Genomic DNA, 20344 nt, shown 5'->3' with positions numbered 1-20344 from the left:
AGAACCCTCCAATCATTTTGAAAGCCGCCCAAATCCTGCGAGATGCTTCTCCCAGTAGGACGAGTGGATATTTGCATACTTGATGGGGTCGCCGGCACTGACCATCATACCGTTGCCGAGATAAATCCCGGTATGGCTCATGCCGGGGGTGTCGTACGTTCCTTTGAAAAAGACCAAATCACCGGGTTTGGCTTCTGCTTCAGAAATGTGCTGGCACTTATTCCATAGACCATTGGCGGTAGTGCGCCCTACGTCATAGCCGTTCTGGTTGTAGACCCAGCAGACGTAGCCGGAGCAGTCAAAGCCCGTTTCGGGCGAACTGCCGCCCCAGACATAGGGTGTACCGACATATTTCTTGGCTTCCTCGTAGATAGCCGCAAACTCGCTGTCCGTTAAGGCTTCTGCTGGAACGGTGTAGTCGATGCCGGGTGCGCCGGAGCCATCCGAACCACCGGGCGGCAGTCCGCCGTTGAACAAGTAAGGCCGACCGCCCAGTGTGTTCTGAAAAATCTCGTACCGTTTCCATTGGTCATCATCCAATTCCTCTCGGATAACGACCTCCAGACCGCGATTTTCCAGCTTCGTGTGGAAAATCTTGTACTCATACGGCACTTGCGTAGGAACAGGAATACCCCCCGGACTGATGACCCACACAGTCTTATACCGTATCTGTACCTCTACCCATGTGGTGAGCTTGTACTGCTTTTTGAAGATTTCCTGCAATTTTCCCTGTACCTCTGACCGGGTGTAATCATCGTACAGGGTAGTCAGAAACGAAGTGAGCTGCCACGGGTCATGCTCGATGGGGTCAAGATGGTACTGGTATTCATCATAGCCGGGATGGTCTTGCGGGGTGCGCTTGATTTTCTTGTCCAGTTCCTTTTCCAGCTTCTTGTAGTCCTGCTCTGCGCCGCGAATATCCCTGTCCTCGGCGGTGTAGATGGTCTGCCCGGACACCTGTGTGCCGCCCGAAAAGAGGATGCCGCAGGACGAAAAGCCGGACATCACCATGAGAATGAGCAAAACAAAAACGCCCACGATCACCAGAACGTGTGCGTTGCTTTTTGCCGCAGTCATAAGGCCGTTTACTGCCGTACTGACTACACTTTTGCCCTTGTCTACCACCTGTTCTACACCAGACCGTGCCGCAGATGCACCGCTGGATGCGGCTTTTTTGCCGCCAGCAGTCTGCGCCGCTGTGCCGCCCGACCGGGCAGCGGCATAGTAACTTTTGTGGATTTCCTGTCGCTGTTTCCATCGGGAGAGCCAGTTGGAACCGCCCTCGCTTGTGCCGGAATCTCCTGCATTTTGTGGTGCGTTCGGCTCTTGTGCAGAAGATTTTGCGGTCTTGGAGCCTTTCTTGCCCTGCATTTTCGCTTTCTTTTTCAGCTTCCGGGCATAGCGGCTTTTGGCAACATCGTGGATGGTTTCGGCGGCTTTTTCCCCCTCGTTCAACGCCTGCACACCGACATTATCTTCCTCATATTGGTCGATTTCCCGGTGTGCCGCAGACTGGGCGGCATGGGCGGCGTACATCTCGCGCTTCTGCGCCTTGCTCAAACGGCTTAACTCATCCGGGGTCAGTTCCGCTTTTCCAAACCGCAGATGCTGGGCTTTTTCTGCCGCCTTATCCGCATCGAGTTTCAGCTTTTTCTTTTTAGGTGTGGATTGCTCGACCCTCGCTTTCTTCGGGGGAGAACGGGTCTTTTTAGCGGATGTTTCCTCTTTGAAGTTCAGTTTCGGACTGCTCATTTCTGCGCACCCTCCGATACCTCTCCCAATTTGGTGGTCATAATGCGGTAGAGTTCCAGATCAGTGGGGAAACGGTCAACGAAGGGCAGAATGACGTTGCCGAAGAAAAGCAACCCTTCGCCCTCGCCGGAGTGGGTCACATAGGAAAGCTGGTGAGGGCTGATGTTCAACTGCTTTGCAAGAATTTGACGGTCGCCAGCAGCCTGATTCAGCATGATGATCATGTCCGAGTTCTCAAAAATATTTTCGACCTCACGCGAAGAAAGCAAGTCCTTGACGTTCTGCGTTAATCCAGTCGGGATACCGCCCCACTTGCGGAAACGCTTCCAAATCTCCACGGAATAGGCGGCGGTCTGCTCCTCTTTCAGCAGCAAGTGCATCTCGTCCATATAATATCGGGTGGACTTTCCGCTGCTGCGGTTGGCAGTGACACGCCCCCAGACTTGATCCTGCACGATGAGCATACCGAGCTTTTTCATCTGCTTGCCGAGTTCCTTAATGTCGTAGCAGACGATTCTGTTGTTGACGTTCACGTTGGTGCGATGGTTGAACAGATTCAGACTGCCCTTGACATAGATTTCCAACGCCGTGGCAACATGATGAGCTTCTTTCTCGTCCTGCTGGAGCAGCGCATTGTACAAGTCCTCCAAAATCGGCATATTCTCCGGGCGGGGGTCAGCAAAATATTTGCGGTAGATTAGATGCACACAGCGGTCAATGACCGTTTTTTCCACCGGGAGCAGACCTTCCTTGCCGCCGACCACCAGTTCGCACAGGGAAAGAATAAAGTCGGCTTTCAAGGACAGCGGGTTATCTTCCTCCGAATAGTTGGCGTTAATGTCCATCGGGTTGATGAACTGGGTGCTGTTGGGCGAGATTTTAATGACCTGACCTTTCAGGCGGTTCACCAGCGGAGAGTATTCGCCTTCGGGGTCATTCACGATAATATCATCGTCTGTAACCAGAAAGGCGTTAGCGATTTCGCGCTTTGCCGAGAAACTTTTGCCAGAGCCGGGAGTACCGAGAATAAGGCCGTTTGGATTTTTCAACTTCTTTCTGTCAACCATAATCAAATTATTGGAAAGGGCGTTCAGGCCATAATACAGACTTTCTTTGCCGGACTGGTAAAGTTCCTGCGTGGTGAAAGGGATGAAGATTGCGGTGGAACTGGTGGTCAGTCCGCGCTGAATCTCGATTTGGCAGTCCGCCAGCGGCAGAGAGGACATAAGCCCCTGTTCCTGCTGATAGTCCAGCCTACACAGATTGCAGTTATGCTTCTGTGCAATAGAGCTGGCCTGAAAAACGTTGTTTTCCAGTTCCTGCTCGGTGCGCCCGGTGTTTAGAACGAGGAATGTCACCAAAAACATTCTTTCGTTCTGAGACTGCAATTCCTTCAAAAGAGCTTTTGCGTCACGGCCATACGTTGCCAAATCTGACGGAATGATGTCAATATCATATCCAGCACGGATTGCGCGCTTCTGTTCCTCAATCTTACTTCTATCAAGTTCGGTGATGGTGCGCTTGACCGTTTTGATTGCACGGTTCTGGTCAACGGACTGAATGTGCATTGTGACGATTTGCGAGGAATCCATGTCGAGGAAATCTTTCAGAAGCTGGTCGCTGATGTCGGATGCTGTAATGCTCAGAAAACTGGCGGCGCAGTAGATGCCGCCCATCTGGAAGGTTCGGGAGTTTTTGAAAGCAAAAGCCGTGGGCGCAATGGCATCTTTCACCGAAAGGCCGCTTTTCACAAGGTCTTTCCAGTCAAAATGAAATTTGCTGGAACCATCCATGTTGAACATATCGTGCATGAGCTTGAGCCGCTCTGCACCGTTCAGCGGCTTGGCCTGTACGCCCAGCCTGTGAAAATTGTTCAACAGGTCGTTCTGGATGTGGTCGAGCCGCGCCTTGACCTGACGCATACTCTCGCCCTCAACGCCAAAGGTAATAAATTTGGTCTTTGTCAGACCATTATTGCCTTTGGCAAGCTGCTGGCGCAGCATCTGCGAATACTCCGCACGAACATCGTCAAAGCCATCTTTCTGATACGGGATGCGGATGCTTTTCTCAAACTCCGAACTGTCCGTTGCCATATTCACAAAGGACAGTTCAAACTTGATAGAGCTGTCAAAGAAGTTCAGAAAACTGCACCATTCCTCGAAAATCGCAGTCTTATCCTCCTGTTGCGCCAGCTGATAGTTGATGTCCTGATAGGCAACCGTCCGGGTGTAATAATTCGGCTTCACCCTGCAAGTTCCATCCTCAAACATCCGCTGCATGGGGATGGACTGCTGTGCTGTCCGGGGAACCGCGGGCTTCGGCGGCTTTTTCTTGCCGCCTTTATCGATCTTTTTCCAAAACGGCATGGGTCACGCCTCCTTTCATAAGCAGTGCATAGTAGTTGTTGGTCTGATACGGTCGAATCTTCTGGCGCAAGAACCGCGCCTGAACATAGTGTGACAGCAACTTTTCCAGCGGCTGACCGTTTTTCTCGTACATACCAAGAAAGAAAGCAGGCAGCATAATGGCCATCATGCCGAGGGTAGCGACGGTGTTGCCGCCAGAATCTCGGAGAACGAAAAACAGCGGCACTCCGATCAGTGCCGCCGTTCCGAAGCAGACAAGTTGCCGCTTTGTCAGATTGAATGCGACCTTCGATTTGACTTTCGTAAGGTCACGCGGAACGGAAATATATGCGGCCAAAATTTACACCCCCTTAATGTGCGCCCAGCACACTTTTCGTGACTGAGCTGGTTTTGAACAAGCTGAAACAGAGCAGGACGGTGTAACCAACAATGCTCCAGATGGAGCCGATGGCATCGCCGGAAATCGCCACATTCTGTATCAGCACGGCATAGATGGCAACGCAGATGAGAATGAGGAAGCCTTGAAATCCCAGAGCAAATAGGCATTTCAAATAGTTCATTCCCATGTGGCTCTGCTCATGATTGCCCCATGTCGCCATGGGAATCGGCGCAAGGCTCACCATGCAGTAAATCTCAATCATACGTCCGTACACGATGACAAAAATGACGATGGAGAGTATCCTCATGGTGATGCCGATGAAGAACGATTGCAGGAACAGACCAAACAGCGGGCCGACATCCATTTGCATCAGGCTGGCTTCCAGCATGGACAGGCCGATCTCGTTGACACGGGTGTTTCCTGCAATAATGCCGCTGGAATCGGATACAACCTTCTGTGTCAGGTCGAATACTGCCATCACAATATCGAACGTGTTGGAGATGAACCATACTGAAACAGCGGTCTTAAAAATCCACCGCATGATGAGGGCTGGCTCGAACTGCGCCATGTTGTTGTGCTGAGTTATCATCTCGATTAGTTCATAACAGGCGATAAAAGTCAGGATAACACCCGCAATCGGCAGAACCACATTCCGGGAAAGCGATTCGATCATGGCAAAAACGCGCGGTTCAAAGGCCGATGGCCGTGTGCCGACCTGCTGTGCAATGTCACCGACCTGTTCGTTCACGGCATCAAACAAGCCGGACAGGTTTGACATAATGCCCGCCGTCAGGATGCCCTTAATCCAGTCAGCAATGGCTTTCAGAACAGTTTCCATTCAGCAGTCACCGTCCTTTAGACGAAGTGGTTGATGAGGGTCTTGAGAAGATTCAGAACAAAAATAATGTGGGTCAAAAGCTGCATAATAGCACCGCCTTTCGTTGATGGGTGGATAAAAACACGATTTGAGACACGGACATCCTATAAAACTGCCAACCGCAGAGAGCTATCCGCTACTACTCAAGTCGCTGTATGGAACAATGGCCTCATTTTCATCTATCATTTTTCAAAATTTTGATTGATGAATGATAGATGAAATGATATGATAAAAGAAACAGTCAGGGAGGTATACGCCGTGCGAAACAAGAAGCCGCCATTTGAAATCACAGAAGCAGCCCTTTCGGACGTTATGGAAATCAGTGAACTGGTAGGCAAAATCAGCTCCACTCAAAATCTTTCCACAAGCCCGATCCTACGCCGTCAGAACCGCATCCGAACGATTTATTCTTCTCTGGCAATCGAGCAAAACACCCTCTCGCTGGAACAGGTGACTGCCGTTCTCTCCGGCAAACGTGTGCTTGCACCTCCAAAAGACATTGCAGAGGTAAAAAATGCCTACGAAATTTACGACCACCTTGCAGAGCTGAATCCCTATTCGATTGATGACCTCCTGCTTGCGCATCGGACAATGATGCAGGGGCTTGTGCATGAAGCTGGAGAGTTCCGCTCCCGGCCTGTGGGTGTTGTGGATAACCAAGGAAATGTTCTGCATTTTGGAACACTGCCGCAGTATGTTCCTTATTTGATGGAAGAACTGGTTCAGTGGACAGAAAGCAGTCCCTTTCCGCTTTTAATTAAGAGCTGTGTGTTCCATTATGAATTTGAAGTGATCCATCCGTTTGCAGATGGCAATGGGCGCATAGGGCGGCTTTGGCACACCCTGCTGCTGTCAAAGTGGAATCCCTTATTTGCGTGGCTCCCGATAGAATCCATCATCCACGACCATCAGGTCGAATATTATGCGGCAATCAATCAGTCTAACGCACAGGGCGAAGGAACAGCTTTTATTGAGTTCATGCTGGGCATCATAAAAGAAGCCTTGCAAGAAGCGATTGATGAGCAGCCCGCAGAAAAGCCCTCTATGCAGAGCAAGGAAGAACTGCGCTGGGAAAAAATCGCAGATTTTCTCCGCACAAATAGTACGATACAAAATTCTGATGTTCAGAATTTTTTGGATGTTTCTTCCGCAACAGCAAGCCGAATCTTGAATGCCTTGACCAAAGAAGGAAAACTTATCAAGGTGCGGAATGGACGCTATTGGGCGTATAAAGCGGCGGAATGATATGTACAGGCGGGATAGACCCGCCTGCGGCTCTTAGCCGAACAGACCGCTCAGCAGAGGAATCAGGGTGATGCCGACCAGCGCAACGCCGCCGCCAGCCATGAGTTGCTTCATGCCCTGGGACTTGGAGCCGGGGTTGTCGTTACCATAACCTTCCAGCAGGTTGATGGCACCCCAAACGCCGAGACCGGCACCCAGAGCGACAACCAGAGTCTGAAGAACTTCGATAGCAGAGTTAAAGAATTCCATAATCGTTTCTCCTTTATTTTGAAAAAATTGTAGACCGTCCGTACACACCTGAAATCGTACATTTTTGAGCCACGAACTGCGGCAGAAGTGGATTTGCCGGTGTACCTCTCTGGTCTGGATAAAATAAAACCGCCTACCGGGTCAGGCAGACGGGAGCGAATCAGCGTCCACCACGATGAACTCATCACCGGGGTGGATTTTTTCTTTTCGGTTCAGATATTTTTCAATATCGAAGGTGTTTTTGGAGTCATAGTCGGAGGTCAGCTTGTAGTTGGGGTGCTGGGTCAGGTCGTATTTGTCCGAGAGAAACGGTCTGACGCCACGCAGTTGCAAAATGCACTTGCCGCCGTCCAGCACCGCCAGTTCGTCCCGGCTCAATAATTCGTGACCCATCTTCTGGAACGTAGTGCCGTAGCTGGGGCTGTTGCCACGGGTGTCCGAGGTGTTGAAGGCATCAATCGTTTCTCTGCCTAGTATTTCGGACAGGTCTTTCAGAGTGGTAGGTTCGGAGCCGCCCAGAAAAATTTGAGAATCCATGTTGCCCACGATGGTGTCCGCATTGTCCTTGTAGATGGCTTTCAACTGACTTCTCGCCTGCAAAACAAGGCAGGCGGAGATCTCACGGCTGCGAATGGTCGCCACCAGCTTTTCCAGATTGGGAATCTGCCCGATGTTGGCGCACTCGTCGATTAGGCACCGCACATGGATGGGCAGTTTGCCGCCGTACACATCATCTGCTTTATCGCAAAGCAGATTGAAAAGCTGCGTGTACACCATGCTGATGAGGAAGTTAAAGGTGGAATCCGTGTCCGACATGATGAGGAACAGAGCTGTTTTCTTATCTCCCAGCGTGTCCAGTTGCAGTTCATCGTACATGGTAAGGTCCCGCAACTCTTGGATGTCGAAGGGGGCTAATCTGGTGCCGCAGGAAATGAGGATGCTCTTTGCGGTCTTACCTGCGGCCAGCTTGTAAAGTTTGTACTGCCGCCCTGCAAAGCTGTTCGGCTTTGTTTTTGCCAAATCTTCAAAGAGCAGATCAACCGGGTTCTGGTATTCCTCATCGTCCTCCAGCACCTGCATAGTATTGAGCATTTCCAGCAAGGTCGCAAAATTCTGTTCCTCTACTGGGGCTTCATAATGCAGATAGGCGATAAGCGCAGTCAGCAAAAGACGTTCCGATTTTTCCCAGAACGGGTCGCCGCCAGTCCCCTCACCCTTGGTGTTGGTCATAAGCGTTGTAACCAGTTTCAAAATGTCCTTTTCACTGTGGACGTAGCTGAACGGATTGTAGTGCATCGACTTTTTGAAGTTGATGGTGTTCAGGATTTTTACCTTGTAGCCGTTTTTCAGCATGGCTTGTCCACATTCAAGCACGATTGTACCTTTCGGGTCAGTGACGACATAGGAGCTGTGACATTGCAGGAGGTTTGGTTTCAGCCAAAATCGCGTTTTGCCGCTGCCGGAGCCGCCTACCACCAGCACATTTTTGTTCCGGGCGTTCTTGGGGTCGGGCGGGCGGTTGGACATCATCAGACGTTCCGTTTTGGTCAGAATGATGTTGTCGGAAAACTTGGGTGCCATGAACGGCTCAATGTCTTTCGCGTTGCCCCACCGGGCAGAGCCGTACTCCATGCCATGACGGTACTTCTTTGCATTTTTGCTGCGCAAATATACGGCAAGCCGTAGCCCTGCGCCGCAGGAAAGGCCAATAAGCAGATCCAGTGGATGCAAGCTGGGCAGAGGGTTTGCAAAGGCCAACGGGAAAGTTCCCATCATGGACATAATGCGTTCGCCCAGTTCTTTGTCTTCTGCCAGCCGCCATGCTTCACCGATGTTTGTTGCCACCAGCCCCAGCAGGATATACGGCAGATACAGAGCAAGCAGTTTTGTCAGCTTTTTCGTGGTCACAATCCACGCTCCTGTTCCTTGCGGCGCACTTTGCCGGGAAATTCCGCTGCGGTCTGCACCAGCTCATGCAGCTTTGCCAGCACAGAGGGACGCTTGGTTTTGTTCAGCAGCGATGCCGAATATTCCTTGAAAGCAGCATGGAACGCTTCTGCATCCGGGGCTTTGAAAAAGACCAGATACCGGGGCGGCACTTCAGAATTGTCCTTGCGGATGGCGTAGTCGATGCCGTACTTTTTGGCATACCGCTCAAATCCCCGAATATTGGTTTTGTCGATTTCAACACTGGAAACGCCGCGATTCTGCCGCAGGAGCATACGGACGCTCTGCTTGCCGCTGGATTTATCGGCCAGTAATTTTGACTGATACTGCTGAAGTGCTGTCCGTCCAGCATTCAGAATCGTCCGGGCGGTCAGCTTCGTGGTGGACACCACGATATTGAATGTTTTCTGCTCGACTTCTTCCTGCACGTTCATCACCATCCCTTGCAGCCTGCATCAGCGCAGCGGCAAAGAAGCCGCAGAGTGCGCCGAACTCGAAAAATGCGAATCCGATGAAAAAAATCAACATGGCGCACCTCAACCGATGCAGATGCAGGGCAGCTTCTGGTCGTCTGCCATGAGTGTGACGCTGTGGGTTTCCAGATAGGTCTGGAAACGGTAGATGTCCTCCACGGTCAGGGAAACGATGTTTCCATGATTGTCCGTGCGGAAGAAAACGACCGCGCCTGTCAGGTAGTGCTTGCCCGCCAGTTTGATGATCTGCGCCGGGTTGTAGCTGACGTAGAGCGGAGCATTTTCAATGACGATCAGTTCATCACTCTCATCGAAGCAGGGCAGGATGTGGGGAGCATCTTCTTCCATGATGACAGTCAGTTCCATGTCCGGGCCGATGGCGGCGAGATACACATTGTCATCTGCCATGTCATTGCCGGGAGATGTGGCGTGTTTCAGCACAGACAGAATGTTCACGTCCACGGTGATCTGTTCCGTGCGAACGGTACGGTTTGCGGTGGGATTGAAAGGAATCGTATTGTTCATGGGCGTTACCTCCTGAATTTTTGCAAAAATAAAAGACCCAACCGGGCCTTACGTTCATCGTTCTGCTTCCTGTTTGCGCTTTTTCAGTTTGGCCTGCTGCCGTTGCTGCTGCCACGCTTCCAGAAGCTGAATGATTTTTTCTTCCATTTGCCGGGGCGTATAACTGCGCGGAAAGTATTTGCGCAGTGTCTCATTTTTGATGGTCACGGTGTCCAGTTCACTCTTTTTAACTTCGTTCATAATGTCATAAACAGCGTCGTAGCTGAACTTTCCCTGCTGTGCCAGCTTTTTTATCCGCTGGGCTTGGGAAAGAGAGGGCGCATTTTGAGTGGTGTCCATCACTTCCATGAAATCACACTGCTGTTTTGCATCCAGATAGGACAATTCCACCGCAGGGGTAAACGAGATTTTCTTATCGTCCACCAGCTCCAGCAGCTTAGGAATGAGATTCGTCAAGCGGATATAGCGTTTTACGGTATCTTTGCTCATTCCCGAATCTTCTCCGATTTTTTCCGAACTCAACTTCGGTGCAACTTGCGCCGAAGTTAAATCTGAACGTGCGCCCTGCCGTTTAATGGCATCCATCTTCATCTTAAAAGCAAAGGCTCTTTCGCTGGGCAGGATGTTCTCGCGCTGGATATTGCTGTCCACGAGCAGAATGATAGCATCATCATCTGTCATATTTCGGACAATGACTGGCACAGTGTCCAGTCCAGCCTTTTTCGCTGCATACTGGCGGCGGTGGCCGGAGATGATCTCATACCCACCCTCTGCCCGTGGACGAGCAATCAGCGGCGAGAGGATACCGCGCTGTGAGATGCTTTCCACTGTTTCAGCCATAGCTTCATCGTCCTGCACCTTAAATGGATGGTTTACAAAAGGGTGCAGTTCATCAATGGGAAGCTGCTGTATCTGTTCCGTTTGCAGATGTGCTTTTTCGATAACTTCACCTCCCCGGAGAGCCACGCGCAAAGTCGTGGTTCGTTTTGTTCTGATAATAAAGGCTCATGGTCGTGGGTGCATTGTACAGCGATGCCAGCAGATACTGCTTCATATTCCGCACCGGGACAGTCGTTTCTGACAAACAGCCCAGCACAAAGCGAATGTGGTCTGCGTTCAGCTTTTTCAACCGACTACGCACCACTTCGGCGGGTTTGTCATCCCCGGCGATTCTCAACATCTTGCGTTTGGTGGAACAGGTGTCCACAAGCAAATCCACGATCTGATAGATGGTGTCCTCATCGTCCGGGTGAAGCCTGAACAGCAGTTCGACCTCCAACGCCTGATAAAAATAATCTTCAAGCTGTTCTCGAATGTTCCCTGAATGGATAGGATCAGGTTTATTTCTCTCTGTTTTATTCTTATCAGTCTTATTACATTGCGGTTTTGGCTGCTCCTGAACTGCATTTTGGACAGCACCAGAATTACTGTTTGCGCAATTCAGTGGGTGCATTTTTGACACCTCTGTGGAAAAGTTCTTGACGAAGATCAAGCTGGGTCTGCCCAGTCCGCGCCGCTTGCGCTCAATGAGGTCTGCCTGCTCCAGTTCCCGGAACAGCTTGACCGCCTTGTGTTCGGCGCAGCAGAGGGATTCCTGAACTTCCCGGACCGTGTAGATGATATACACCCGGCCTTGTTCATCCAGCCAGCCGTTCTTTGCGGACAGGCTCATGCGGTCAAGCAGGATGCCGTACAATGTCCGGGCATCCGTGGAGAGCTGCCGGAAACGGCTGTCCTGAAAGAGTGCTTTCGGGATACGGAAGTAGGAAAACAGTTCACCCGACTGACCGTAAAAGTAGTCGAGCATCATTTGGTGTGACCTCGGATTTTCAACTGTGAGTGTGTGTCCATGTGCAAAGCCTCCTTGTCTGATTTTTGCAAAAGAAAAGCACATCTTCAATTTGAAAGTTGAAAACGTGCTATGTAAAATCGCTTATTGCATTCGTGCCAGATTGGGTGTATCCTTATAAAAAAGATTATTTGATTTTCCGTCTTTTTTGTTAGCTCTCGATCAGGCAAAAATGGTAACAGTACGTGTCAGGTTTCGTACCCAAAAATTCTTGGGTACGATTCTGGGTACAAAGAGCCATTTTAGAGACAAAAAGATACCAAAAGTTACGTCAAAGTACACAAAGGTTCTTTTGTGGAATTATGAGATGGTCACAAGATTTCACAAGAAAAAAAGGATTTTGAAATTGCCGACGTTCTCATAACCGCTTGGTCCCGGGTTCAAGTCCTGGCTGGCCCACCATACAGTTCGTACTCGAACCCGATTCTCTATGAGAAAGGGTTCGGGTACGTTTTTTGTTTACAGGAGGTTTTGAGAAAGGGCTACTCGGCCCATAAGCCGGAATGTGAAAGGATGAGAAGATGACCTTTTTAGAAACAAATCGGCTCAGACTAAGAAATGTAAGTCCTAAAGATGCGATTCAAATGGTTGATTATCGAAATAACGAGCGATGCTCGAAATATCAACGAGGCCAGACGAAAGATTATAAGGATATTGTTGCTTTGATCGAGCGTAATAAAGACAATGCCCTGAATATCGCATCGCCGACTATGATTAGTGTTGCATTAAGAGAAACGGATGTCATGATTGGCGAAATCGTCGTTATGCCTAACGAGGGCACAATTTCTTTAGGGTACACATTTTCTTATAAAGTTCACCGAAGCGGTTACGCCTATGAAGCCTTGTCCTCTTTAATTGAGTATTTACACAAGCACTATCCTCAGTGGGATTTTATCTGTTTTACTGAAAGAGAGAACATTCCAAGTATGAGCCTTTTGAAGAAGCTGGGATATACGAATTTGGGTTATCTGCCGTCAAAGAATTCTCAAGTATTTGGAAAGTGGCTTCGCCAGGACACATTAGAAGAAATCACAAGTGCGGTTCGATAACTCCTGGTTTATCGCAACCTCAGAAGCAGGGTTTGGGGCACCGCACGCCCCAACAAGAAGCTGTTCCAAAGGGAGCAAGAATTTTCAACAATTGAAAATTTGTGGCCACGGGACGATTCTTGCTCTCACACTTTCACTCTCACACTTTCACTCTCTTTGCGATTTTCTTTCTTGAAAGTCTATCGTTCTTTCGTTATAATAAAACTGAAAGAAGGCGGGCATTATGACTTTGCAATATTTTGTCACAGCATCCGATACGGGCAATAGGATTCCGATTGAGGTTGACAAGTCAACTCCCGCTGACCTTGCTGCAACCAAAGAAAGCTGGCAGACCGACTGGACAAGTGAGTTCATCGGTGACCCCGCACTGGAAAAGTACACGGCTAAAACCGAAAACGGCGAAATCGTAGCATTGGGTGCTTACCGCGAAACAGAATCCAGCATGTTCGTTTATATTGAGTACATCGAAAGCCACCCGGAGAGCAACCCAACGCTGACCATTCAGAAAAAATATCTGGGCATCGGGCGTATGATGATCGCGTTCGGCATCCAGCTTTCTATTGATTCCGGTAAAAACGGCGTCGTCACTTTTGAAGCTAAGACGGATGAACTTGCAAAACATTATATCCGGGATTTTGGCGCGATCCGGGTCTTTGCCAAACAGTCCGGCGGGCCGATCATGCTGATGCTTGCCGACAATGCGGCGCTTTCGCTCTTCAATACGTATCTTTCCTGAAAGGTGGTGCTCCCATGGATATTGAAGTCAAACGAATGTCCCCTACTGCTATTGAAATGCTTGACCAACTCAGCGCAGTCTGCAAACGGTTCGGCGTTGATTACTATGCAGCTTCCCAAAATCAGCGTGATCTGCTGGACAGCATTGCCCTGCACGAATATCAACTGAAAAAAGCACACGAGCAAGGGCTGAAGCGTTCCGAAGTGCCTCCGTTTCTCGGTTTGAAGCGCTCTGACCGCAGCAACGATATGCCTGCCTAAAGGTTCGACTGCTGCTGACAATGCTCCACTAAAAAAGCACGAGATTTCGGTCTCGTGCTTTTCTTTTGCGGCAGATCCTGCTTTCTGCCGCAAATTGCATCAGATCCCGCCGTTTGCTCAATGAGTATTTCCCGCCGTCCCGTTATACTGGGAGGGAAATGGAATGAAACGATGGAGGAACAGACCATGAAATACGGTGTCATCGATGTGGGTGGCGGCCTGCGGGGCATTTACGGCGCTGGCGTGCTGGACCGCTGCCTGGAGGAGGACCTCCGCTTCGATCTCTGCATCGGCGTTTCGGCGGGCAGCGCCAATATGGCGTCCTATCTGGCAGGCCAGCATGGGCGGAACAAGCCCTTTTACGATGAATACTCCTTCCGCAGGGAGTACATGAGCGTGCACAACCTCATCCACAAGCACTCCTATCTCGATCTGGGCTATGTCTACGGCACCCTCAGCAATGCAGGCGGCGAGAATCCGCTGGATTACGCGGCGCTTGCCCGCAGCCCGGCAGAGCTATGCGTGGTGGCCGCCAATGCACAGAACGGCGAGGCGCAGTATTTCGCCAAGGCAGACCTCCACCCGGACGACTACCGCATCCTCATGGCGTCCTGCTGCATCCCGGTCATCGACCAGCCCTGCGTCATCGACGGCGTGCCTTATTTTGATGGCGGCCTGGCCGACCCCGTCCCGCTGGAATGGGCCTTTGCCCACGGCTGCGACCGGGTGGCTCTCATCCTGACCAAGCCCATCGGGCTGGTGAGGAGTGATGCCCTGGACGAGCATCTGGCACACCTGCTGCAGTCGCATTACCCCGCTGCAGCCGAGGGGCTGCGCCGCCGGGCATGGCGGTACAACACGGCTGTCCAGCGGGCGCGGGAGCTGGAGCGGCAGGGCCTTGTCTGCATCATCGCCCCGGACAGCACCGAGGGAATGTCCACCTTGACCAAGAACCGCGCCGGCCTTGAAAAAATGTACGCCAAAGGCAAACAGGACGCCGAAGCACTGGTGCGGTGGATGCAAAACACCAAACAAGATGAATCGGTGGGCACCTGGAGATGAAACCCGTTCACTTCCCTTGACAATATCCGCCCCGGACCGCCCCGGACATTATAATATGATATGTACATACAGACAAAGGAGCCTGGAGCGGTATCGCTCTGGGCTTTTTTGCTTTGGAACAGAAAAAACGGATTTTTTTGCTGAATTTGTAAAATAAACGCAAGAGAAAACGCAAGAGAAATCTTAGCGACTTCTCTTGCGTTATTTTTTTTGCGCATTTTTAGGGAAAGCGAGGAAAAAAGCAGGACATGGCAAAGCACATGACCCAAGATGACCGCAAGACGCTGGAAGCCCGGTACAATGCCGGGCAGAGTGTGGCGGGGATCGCAAGGGCGATGCAGTTCAACTATTCGACCATCTACAAGGAACTGAAGCGCGGCGACACCGGTAAGATGGACGCCAATGGCCGTGCTGGGTACAGCGCAGCGCTGGGACAGCAGCGCTTGTACAACAAGAAGCAGCAGCTCAGGTATTGGGCTGACCGCCCGGCGGGTGAGACGGATGCTTGAACTGGCAATCTGGATGTATCACATCGGAAATCCTGACCCGGTGGTTCGGGCCATTACAGATGTTGCGACCGGCCTTGTGATTCTGTGGGGCGTGGTGAACCACTACGCAAAGAAAGAATCTGACAAGGAGTTCATGGACGTTTACAACGAGATGCGAAACTGGAAAGCGGTGGCGCACTACAATGCAGAGCAGGCGCAAGAGCTGCGAGAAAGGCTAAATGAAAAGTGGGAGGATTTGAGAAAGTGATACTTGAAAAACTACACCGGAGAATCAACAGCTTCAATAAGGCGTTCAACTGGCGGCGATTCCGCCGCGATGCGTTGCACCTGGGCGAAAGCCTGCTGGTGTTCGGCGTGCTGTACGGAATTTTCTCAACCTTGATCTGGGGCGTTTGCTGGATCTTCAAAATCAATTACGACCCGGACCTTGTTGCCGTTGCATGGGCGGTGCCGGTGCTGCTGGACACGCTGGTAAACAAGGCTTACGACTGGAACAACGAAGTCCGGGACTGGGACTGACAGAACCGGAAAGGCATGGGCAGACCTACCCGCCCACCATGCGGCTGAACTACGAGGGGGAGCCGCCCGGCTACCGCAAGGCCGGGGCCTTACCTGCTGGGGGCAGAAAGAACACGGCAGGGCGGTCCGCATGGGCAGGAGGAGCGGTATCATTTGTCCGACGCCGCTCTTTTGATATGGTACAGCCAGTGCAGGAGGGGGTGCATTCCCTTCCGTCCGGTGCTAACACCGGAATGTACCACCATTGACCGAATATTCACGCAGCACAGAAAGGACAAACAACATGGGAGAAGATTGCAAGGCAAAGATCGAAGTGGTACTGAATAACGAGGATCATGTGGAGATGTACCTGAACGGCAAAACCACTACCCTGCAGAATATGGCAATCAGCGTGATGACGCAGACCATCGCACTGGGCGAGGACAGCTGGGATGATGCAAAGCTGCGGTTGGTAGAAGCTGTTTTCGCCCTCCCGCTGGCGCTGGAAAAGGCGTGGAAAGAAAAGGAAGCAGACAACGCCGCAGCCACCGACAAGAGCGTGGCTGCCGATACTGCCCAGGATGCCGCGCAGAAGGCGTAAGGGGGAACAATCATGGACAAGAAACTCCTGAAAGAAGAGTACAAGCGGCTGCTGACGAAGGCCATTGAAGGCAGACCAGGCGGCATGGCATTGATGATCGTCCTGGAAGAAACGGACTTCTACAACTCGCCCGCCAGCGCAAAGCATCACCTGAACGTCCCCGGTGGCCTGCTGCTACACTCGCTCAACGTAGCGAGGGCTGCACTGGAACTGTGCGAGAATATGCCGCAGTTTGCAGGGTGCGATAAGAACGCAGTCCTGACTGCAGCCCTGCTCCACGACGTTTGCAAAGCCGGAAATTACATCCAGAAACCGGATGGAAGCTATCAGTATAGAGATACGGATTTGCTGGGGCACGGTGAGGCGTCCGTAATCAACATTCAGCACTGGATCCACCTGACGGAAAAGGAAGTTCTGGCAATCCGGTGGCACATGGGTGCCTATACCGGAGAACGGGACTGGGACACTCTTAGCAAGGCATACGACAGATACCCGGAAGTCCTGTGCCTGCACATGGCTGACATGATCGCAACGCACATCATGGAGGCAGGAGAGTGAACGGGCACGCTGATTACATAGATCTTCCGAACGGCAAGAGAATGGAACTATCAGCAAGTATACCGGATATCGAGGAAGTGCCGGGACCTTTGTCGGACGAAGAAAAAGCACTTATCGAAATGCTGGAAAATGAGTTTGAAACATTCGTTGCAGAGTTTTACACAGGTAGGCCATTGTGGAAAAGAAGAAACCTCAACATCCCAGAGCGCTGGGAAGTAGTGCAGGACAAACGCCGCTGCACTTCCCCGCTTGGGCGGTGCAGCTACCTACATAAAGCAAGGAAGGTCAAGAGTTTGGCAAGGAGCGTACACACCAGAATTGCTCCGCACAGGGGCACAAAGAAGAATGACGTGGAACAGTGCAAACACACGTTCAAAATAACCGCTGCCCGGTGCGCGCCATGCAGCGGTTACAACGTGGAGTGCAAGCACTACGAGAGAAACAATGCTGCTGATACAAAGCATAGTTCTTCTCTAGCGTAAGATAAGCAGCCCTGCACCGCAGAAGCGGGGCTGCTTTTTATATGGCGCAGAGCACTTCTTATAGGCGGAAGTGCTGCGAATGGGGTCAGACCCCGTCTGCGCCTTGGTTGTTTTCCATGAAAGCCGGGAAACTTTGAAACCGGTTGCCCGGCATAGCGGAATGGTGCTGTACAGCAGCGTCCTCCTTTCCGTTCAAGCCCGGTGAAAGACCGGGCTGCCATTTCCGCGAAAGACGCACCCGCATGGATTTGACGGGAATGGGTGCGCCGCAGCATGAGCGTAGAAATGCCCCGTTCAATCCGCCCAGGAACAAAAGCGGTAGGCCATTGCCGTGGCCGCCCCGTCCGGCGCTCTCTTGCCGGGCGGGTTTGATATGCGGACGCATAGAGGATGCACCTGCTTCTGATAATCCCCCATGAACAGGTGAGCCAGTTCGATGCTGGCCGTCCGTGCAAGAAAAAGCGAGGAAAGCAAAATGAAACTTGAATGCCTGACACCAGAATTTCCGCAAGGAGCAAGAGTTTACAGCGTGGACGGTGTGGCACCTTCCCTGCTGAATAGTGCATCGGCTATGAGATCGCAGGCGATTCTGGTCAGCGGGGGGGGCAGCATGAAAATCTGTGAGAATAGGCCGGTGATTTGCAGAGCATCCGGCCAGGCATCGGCGGACACACTGAACGAAACTTGCCCATGTCTAACGTGCGACCATGAAGCACCTATCGTGGTAGGAGCGTACTGTATGGCTGGAAATTTTGTTGACCGAAACACCAACCAGAACGGATGCGGGGTGAGAGAAAATGCTTCGTTCACGCTGAACACGGTAGACCGGCACGCTGTTGCCTACGATGCAAGGCATCACTGCCTTGGCGGAGAGGTCAGTGGGACATTGCAGGCAAAGGGAGAAGGCGGATGGAGCTTGAACTACATAAATCCGGTACTCCAACCGTTGCCTGAAAATGCGGTCGGCATCGACCTCTACAACGGAGCCGTCACCGGGAACACTGCGGCCACCCTCACAAAGAAAAATGATGGAACATCAAGCGGCCCAGAAGTTGCCCAAAGAAAAACGCCGGACTGGATCGTGCGCAGACTGATTCCACTGGAATGTGGCAGACTGCAAGGCTTCCCGGACGGGTGGGCAGAAATTGAGCCGCTGACCGACTTGCGGGAACTGCCGTTCTGGCGTAAGGTCTACGCAAAGGACTGTGAAATCAAAGGGAAAAAGCCAAACCGGAAGATCATGCAGGCAGACAGCGAAGAAGGCGGGCGCGCCCTGATGCGCTGGCATGATGGCCTGCACAGCATGGCGGCAGAGTACGCAATGTGGGGCAACGGAATGGCGCTGCCGAACGCATTGTTCTTTGTGAAAAGTGCATTCCGCGAACTGGGAAAACCGCCCGGAGAAGTAAAATTAGGCAGTCTATTCGATGGAAGCGGAACGATGCCGTTGTGTGCCGCAATGTGCGGTGGGCATCCGGTATGGGCAAGCGAGATAGAGCCGTATCCCATTGCCGTCACAAAGACGCACCTGCCGAACATGAAGCATCTTGGAAGCGTTACGGACATCAAGGGGTTCCTGATCGAACCGGTTGACATCATAACGTTCGGAAGTCCATGTCAGGACTTGAGCATCGCAGGAAAACGGGCTGGCCTTGATGGTGCCAGATCAGGATTGTTCTGGGAGGCGGTACGCATTATCTGGGAAATGTTGCTGGCGACCGGCGGCAAATATCCTAGGTTCGTCATCTGGGAGAACGTGCCAGGTGCCCTGTCATCGAACAAAGGAAAGGATTTTGAAGTTGTTCTCAACGAATTACTACACCTCAGAGAGTTTGCCGGAGGTAGAGCAGATCAGTCTATTCTCCAACATGGCAAGTGGGGGGGCTTCGCAAACTACGGAGCTGTTGCCTATCGAATCGTCAATGCTCAACACTGGGGAATCCCCCAGCGCCGGCGCAGAGTATATGCTGTCTGCGATACTAGTGGAGAATCCGCCGGAGTGGTCGTTTTTGAGCGAAAAGGCACTGAATGGAATTTTGAACCGTGCATCCCGCAGGGGAAAGAAGTTGCAGGACTTACTGCTGACTGCTATTCATGGCATGATCGAATGGTGGCATCAAAACCCAGCGGGGGGGGGGCAACGTGGAGCGTACACAATGAAAATCCGCAGCGGATGTGACGGCGGAGGAAAAGGAGCGCTTGTTCAAGAAGAACTTTCGGCAACACTGGCGACGCACCAAGATCAAACGCTATTCGAGCTTCGGAATGCGGTGCTGAACGACCAGGGCGGCGGCTTCATGGAGGTTACGCACGGGATGACCGAAACGCTAAGGACGCAGGAGCACGGGCACCCGCCAATCACATTTGACAAAATAGAAGGAGCAAAGAATCGGTGAAAATTGATGTGGGAAAAATCGCTCTGGTGGCGGTCATGATTGCAGGTATACAGACCGGTGTGCTTTATCACCGTATTGATGATCTGGAATGTCAGCGGGATATTTACAAGTCCCGGTATGAGGACTGGGAGGGCGTGTCGAAAGAGATTGCAGAGTACGCCGATACCCTGCGGGATTCTCTGAAAGCACGGGACCGACTGGATGGAAAATTGCTAGTTGAGGATGCTGGCGATTTTCTCTGCACGGCCTACTGTACCGAAAAGCGGGAGCATATCTGCGGCACAGGAACCGGGATCACAGCCAGCGGTGCACCGGTAGAAGCTGACGTGACGGTGGCGGCTGACCCGGATGTGTTCCCGTTTGGAACCATCCTTTATATCGAGGACATAGGAGTGCGGATCGTTCAGGACAAGGGGGCAGGAATCCAGGGAAAGCACCTGGATGTGGCGGTTTCCGGCAGTCATGAAGATGCTCTGAATTGGAATGGCTACGGGACGCATAGAGTTTGGATTATCAAAGAAGGAGAATAAA

At 51.6% G+C, this 20344-nt stretch carries 24 protein-coding genes; 14 read left to right on the top strand and 10 right to left on the bottom strand.

The features are described 5' to 3' along the window. Nucleotides 1–12: 12 nt before the first annotated feature. From MTP42_RS13515 to MTP42_RS13500, 4 genes are read right to left on the bottom strand one after another with little or no spacing between them, the layout of a single operon-like run. Nucleotides 13–1752, bottom strand: a complete 1740-nt coding sequence (locus MTP42_RS13515; RefSeq protein WP_249257548.1) for a C40 family peptidase — start codon at nucleotides 1750–1752, stop codon at nucleotides 13–15. After that, nucleotides 1749–4118, bottom strand: coding sequence for a VirB4-like conjugal transfer ATPase, CD1110 family (locus MTP42_RS13510; RefSeq protein WP_249257547.1), 2370 nt, complete (start codon nucleotides 4116–4118; stop codon nucleotides 1749–1751). The genes MTP42_RS13515 and MTP42_RS13510 overlap by 4 nt, the downstream gene beginning before the upstream one ends. Then, a complete protein-coding gene (locus MTP42_RS13505) occupies nucleotides 4093–4455 on the bottom strand; it encodes a PrgI family protein (RefSeq protein WP_249257546.1) in 363 nt (120 codons plus the stop codon). Before MTP42_RS13505 ends, MTP42_RS13510 begins: the two co-directional genes overlap by 26 nt. A 13-nt stretch (nucleotides 4456–4468) precedes the next feature. Beyond that, nucleotides 4469–5335 carry a VirB6/TrbL-like conjugal transfer protein, CD1112 family gene (locus MTP42_RS13500; RefSeq protein ID WP_249257545.1) on the bottom strand — a complete coding sequence of 289 codons (867 nt, stop codon included), beginning with the start codon at nucleotides 5333–5335 and terminating at the stop codon, nucleotides 4469–4471. A gap of 297 nt (nucleotides 5336–5632) precedes the next feature. On the opposite strand from MTP42_RS13500, the gene MTP42_RS13495 reads away from it, so the two are divergent. Continuing rightward, entirely contained in the window at nucleotides 5633–6619 is a 987-nt protein-coding gene (locus tag MTP42_RS13495) for a Fic family protein (protein ID WP_249257544.1), read from the top strand. A 33-nt stretch (nucleotides 6620–6652) separates the two neighbouring features. Here MTP42_RS13495 and MTP42_RS13490 read toward each other — a convergent pair whose 3' ends face one another. The 6 genes from MTP42_RS13490 to MTP42_RS13465 all read right to left on the bottom strand — a co-directional run bounded on the left by MTP42_RS13490 (nucleotide 6653) and on the right by MTP42_RS13465 (nucleotide 11623). After that, nucleotides 6653–6868, bottom strand: coding sequence for a Maff2 family mobile element protein (locus tag MTP42_RS13490; RefSeq protein ID WP_055186938.1), 216 nt, complete (start codon nucleotides 6866–6868; stop codon nucleotides 6653–6655). Between the two features lie 141 nt (nucleotides 6869–7009). Continuing rightward, nucleotides 7010–8776, bottom strand: coding sequence for a VirD4-like conjugal transfer protein, CD1115 family (locus MTP42_RS13485; protein WP_249257543.1), 1767 nt, complete (start codon nucleotides 8774–8776; stop codon nucleotides 7010–7012). After that, nucleotides 8773–9249: a PcfB family protein gene (locus MTP42_RS13480; protein WP_249257542.1), complete on the bottom strand. Its 477-nt coding sequence runs from the start codon at nucleotides 9247–9249 to the stop codon at nucleotides 8773–8775. The genes MTP42_RS13485 and MTP42_RS13480 overlap by 4 nt, the downstream gene beginning before the upstream one ends. Nucleotides 9250–9351: 102 nt before the next feature. After that, nucleotides 9352–9813 (bottom strand): hypothetical protein, encoded by a 462-nt coding sequence (locus tag MTP42_RS13475; protein WP_249257541.1) that lies wholly within the window; start codon nucleotides 9811–9813, stop codon nucleotides 9352–9354. A 54-nt stretch (nucleotides 9814–9867) separates the two neighbouring features. Next, nucleotides 9868–10779, bottom strand: a complete 912-nt coding sequence (locus MTP42_RS13470; RefSeq protein ID WP_249257540.1) for a ParB/RepB/Spo0J family partition protein — start codon at nucleotides 10777–10779, stop codon at nucleotides 9868–9870. Continuing rightward, complete coding sequence (locus MTP42_RS13465) at nucleotides 10760–11623, bottom strand: DUF6017 domain-containing protein (RefSeq protein ID WP_249257539.1); 864 nt, start codon at nucleotides 11621–11623, stop codon at nucleotides 10760–10762. The genes MTP42_RS13470 and MTP42_RS13465 overlap by 20 nt, the downstream gene beginning before the upstream one ends. 560 nt (nucleotides 11624–12183) lie before the next feature. Here MTP42_RS13465 and MTP42_RS13460 point away from each other — a divergent pair. The 13 genes from MTP42_RS13460 (at nucleotide 12184) to MTP42_RS13400 (ending at nucleotide 20343) form a co-directional block, all read left to right on the top strand. Further along, nucleotides 12184–12711: a GNAT family N-acetyltransferase gene (locus tag MTP42_RS13460; RefSeq protein WP_128118605.1), complete on the top strand. Its 528-nt coding sequence runs from the start codon at nucleotides 12184–12186 to the stop codon at nucleotides 12709–12711. A 223-nt stretch (nucleotides 12712–12934) separates the two neighbouring features. Beyond that, nucleotides 12935–13447, top strand: a complete 513-nt coding sequence (locus MTP42_RS13455; protein ID WP_005943478.1) for a hypothetical protein — start codon at nucleotides 12935–12937, stop codon at nucleotides 13445–13447. A 14-nt stretch (nucleotides 13448–13461) separates the two neighbouring features. Continuing rightward, a complete protein-coding gene (locus tag MTP42_RS13450; protein ID WP_005943479.1) occupies nucleotides 13462–13707 on the top strand; it encodes a hypothetical protein in 246 nt (81 codons plus the stop codon). 171 nt (nucleotides 13708–13878) lie between these two features. Next, nucleotides 13879–14769: a patatin family protein gene (locus tag MTP42_RS13445; protein ID WP_249257538.1), complete on the top strand. Its 891-nt coding sequence runs from the start codon at nucleotides 13879–13881 to the stop codon at nucleotides 14767–14769. A gap of 260 nt (nucleotides 14770–15029) precedes the next feature. Next, nucleotides 15030–15278 (top strand): helix-turn-helix domain-containing protein, encoded by a 249-nt coding sequence (locus MTP42_RS13440; protein WP_249257537.1) that lies wholly within the window; start codon nucleotides 15030–15032, stop codon nucleotides 15276–15278. Continuing rightward, nucleotides 15271–15525: a hypothetical protein gene (locus MTP42_RS13435; protein WP_249257536.1), complete on the top strand. Its 255-nt coding sequence runs from the start codon at nucleotides 15271–15273 to the stop codon at nucleotides 15523–15525. Before MTP42_RS13440 ends, MTP42_RS13435 begins: the two co-directional genes overlap by 8 nt. Further along, entirely contained in the window at nucleotides 15522–15797 is a 276-nt protein-coding gene (locus MTP42_RS13430; RefSeq protein ID WP_249257535.1) for a hypothetical protein, read from the top strand. Before MTP42_RS13435 ends, MTP42_RS13430 begins: the two co-directional genes overlap by 4 nt. A 283-nt stretch (nucleotides 15798–16080) precedes the next feature. Then, nucleotides 16081–16377, top strand: a complete 297-nt coding sequence (locus MTP42_RS13425) for a hypothetical protein (protein ID WP_249257534.1) — start codon at nucleotides 16081–16083, stop codon at nucleotides 16375–16377. 12 nt (nucleotides 16378–16389) lie between these two features. Beyond that, nucleotides 16390–16935: an HD domain-containing protein gene (locus MTP42_RS13420; RefSeq protein ID WP_223388819.1), complete on the top strand. Its 546-nt coding sequence runs from the start codon at nucleotides 16390–16392 to the stop codon at nucleotides 16933–16935. Beyond that, the gene (locus MTP42_RS13415; RefSeq protein WP_223388817.1) at nucleotides 16932–17417 is read left to right on the top strand and encodes a hypothetical protein; all 486 of its coding nucleotides are present in this window, start codon (nucleotides 16932–16934) and stop codon (nucleotides 17415–17417) included. Before MTP42_RS13420 ends, MTP42_RS13415 begins: the two co-directional genes overlap by 4 nt. 739 nt (nucleotides 17418–18156) lie before the next feature. Further along, entirely contained in the window at nucleotides 18157–19596 is a 1440-nt protein-coding gene (locus MTP42_RS13410) for a DNA cytosine methyltransferase (RefSeq protein ID WP_249257533.1), read from the top strand. Next, complete coding sequence (locus MTP42_RS13405) at nucleotides 19574–19813, top strand: hypothetical protein (protein ID WP_249257532.1); 240 nt, start codon at nucleotides 19574–19576, stop codon at nucleotides 19811–19813. The genes MTP42_RS13410 and MTP42_RS13405 overlap by 23 nt, the downstream gene beginning before the upstream one ends. Beyond that, nucleotides 19810–20343 carry a 3D domain-containing protein gene (locus MTP42_RS13400; protein ID WP_249257531.1) on the top strand — a complete coding sequence of 178 codons (534 nt, stop codon included), beginning with the start codon at nucleotides 19810–19812 and terminating at the stop codon, nucleotides 20341–20343. The genes MTP42_RS13405 and MTP42_RS13400 overlap by 4 nt, the downstream gene beginning before the upstream one ends. Nucleotide 20344 lies beyond the last annotated feature (1 nt).

The organism is Faecalibacterium sp. I2-3-92 (assembly GCF_023347315.1).
GTDB lineage: Bacteria > Bacillota > Clostridia > Oscillospirales > Ruminococcaceae > Faecalibacterium > Faecalibacterium duncaniae.
This window is presented reverse-complemented; position numbering and strand designations above follow the sequence as displayed.

What these genes read in the sequence shown, in the direction of transcription:
- MTP42_RS13515 (WP_249257548.1), bottom strand. Translation starts at nt 1,752, where the DNA reads ATGAGCAGTCCGAAACTGAACTTCAAAGAGGAAACATCCGCTAAAAAG.
- MTP42_RS13510 (WP_249257547.1), bottom strand. Translation starts at nt 4,118, where the DNA reads ATGCCGTTTTGGAAAAAGATCGATAAAGGCGGCAAGAAAAAGCCGCCG.
- MTP42_RS13500 (WP_249257545.1), bottom strand. Translation starts at nt 5,335, where the DNA reads ATGGAAACTGTTCTGAAAGCCATTGCTGACTGGATTAAGGGCATCCTG.
- MTP42_RS13490 (WP_055186938.1), bottom strand. Translation starts at nt 6,868, where the DNA reads ATGGAATTCTTTAACTCTGCTATCGAAGTTCTTCAGACTCTGGTTGTC.
- MTP42_RS13480 (WP_249257542.1), bottom strand. Translation starts at nt 9,249, where the DNA reads ATGAACGTGCAGGAAGAAGTCGAGCAGAAAACATTCAATATCGTGGTG.
- MTP42_RS13475 (WP_249257541.1), bottom strand. Translation starts at nt 9,813, where the DNA reads ATGAACAATACGATTCCTTTCAATCCCACCGCAAACCGTACCGTTCGC.
- MTP42_RS13465 (WP_249257539.1), bottom strand. Translation starts at nt 11,623, where the DNA reads ATGATGCTCGACTACTTTTACGGTCAGTCGGGTGAACTGTTTTCCTAC.
- MTP42_RS13460 (WP_128118605.1), top strand. Translation starts at nt 12,184, where the DNA reads ATGACCTTTTTAGAAACAAATCGGCTCAGACTAAGAAATGTAAGTCCT.
- MTP42_RS13455 (WP_005943478.1), top strand. Translation starts at nt 12,935, where the DNA reads ATGACTTTGCAATATTTTGTCACAGCATCCGATACGGGCAATAGGATT.
- MTP42_RS13450 (WP_005943479.1), top strand. Translation starts at nt 13,462, where the DNA reads ATGGATATTGAAGTCAAACGAATGTCCCCTACTGCTATTGAAATGCTT.
- MTP42_RS13445 (WP_249257538.1), top strand. Translation starts at nt 13,879, where the DNA reads ATGGAGGAACAGACCATGAAATACGGTGTCATCGATGTGGGTGGCGGC.
- MTP42_RS13440 (WP_249257537.1), top strand. Translation starts at nt 15,030, where the DNA reads ATGACCCAAGATGACCGCAAGACGCTGGAAGCCCGGTACAATGCCGGG.
- MTP42_RS13435 (WP_249257536.1), top strand. Translation starts at nt 15,271, where the DNA reads ATGCTTGAACTGGCAATCTGGATGTATCACATCGGAAATCCTGACCCG.
- MTP42_RS13425 (WP_249257534.1), top strand. Translation starts at nt 16,081, where the DNA reads ATGGGAGAAGATTGCAAGGCAAAGATCGAAGTGGTACTGAATAACGAG.
- MTP42_RS13420 (WP_223388819.1), top strand. Translation starts at nt 16,390, where the DNA reads ATGGACAAGAAACTCCTGAAAGAAGAGTACAAGCGGCTGCTGACGAAG.
- MTP42_RS13410 (WP_249257533.1), top strand. Translation starts at nt 18,157, where the DNA reads ATGGCTGGAAATTTTGTTGACCGAAACACCAACCAGAACGGATGCGGG.
- MTP42_RS13405 (WP_249257532.1), top strand. Translation starts at nt 19,574, where the DNA reads ATGAAAATCCGCAGCGGATGTGACGGCGGAGGAAAAGGAGCGCTTGTT.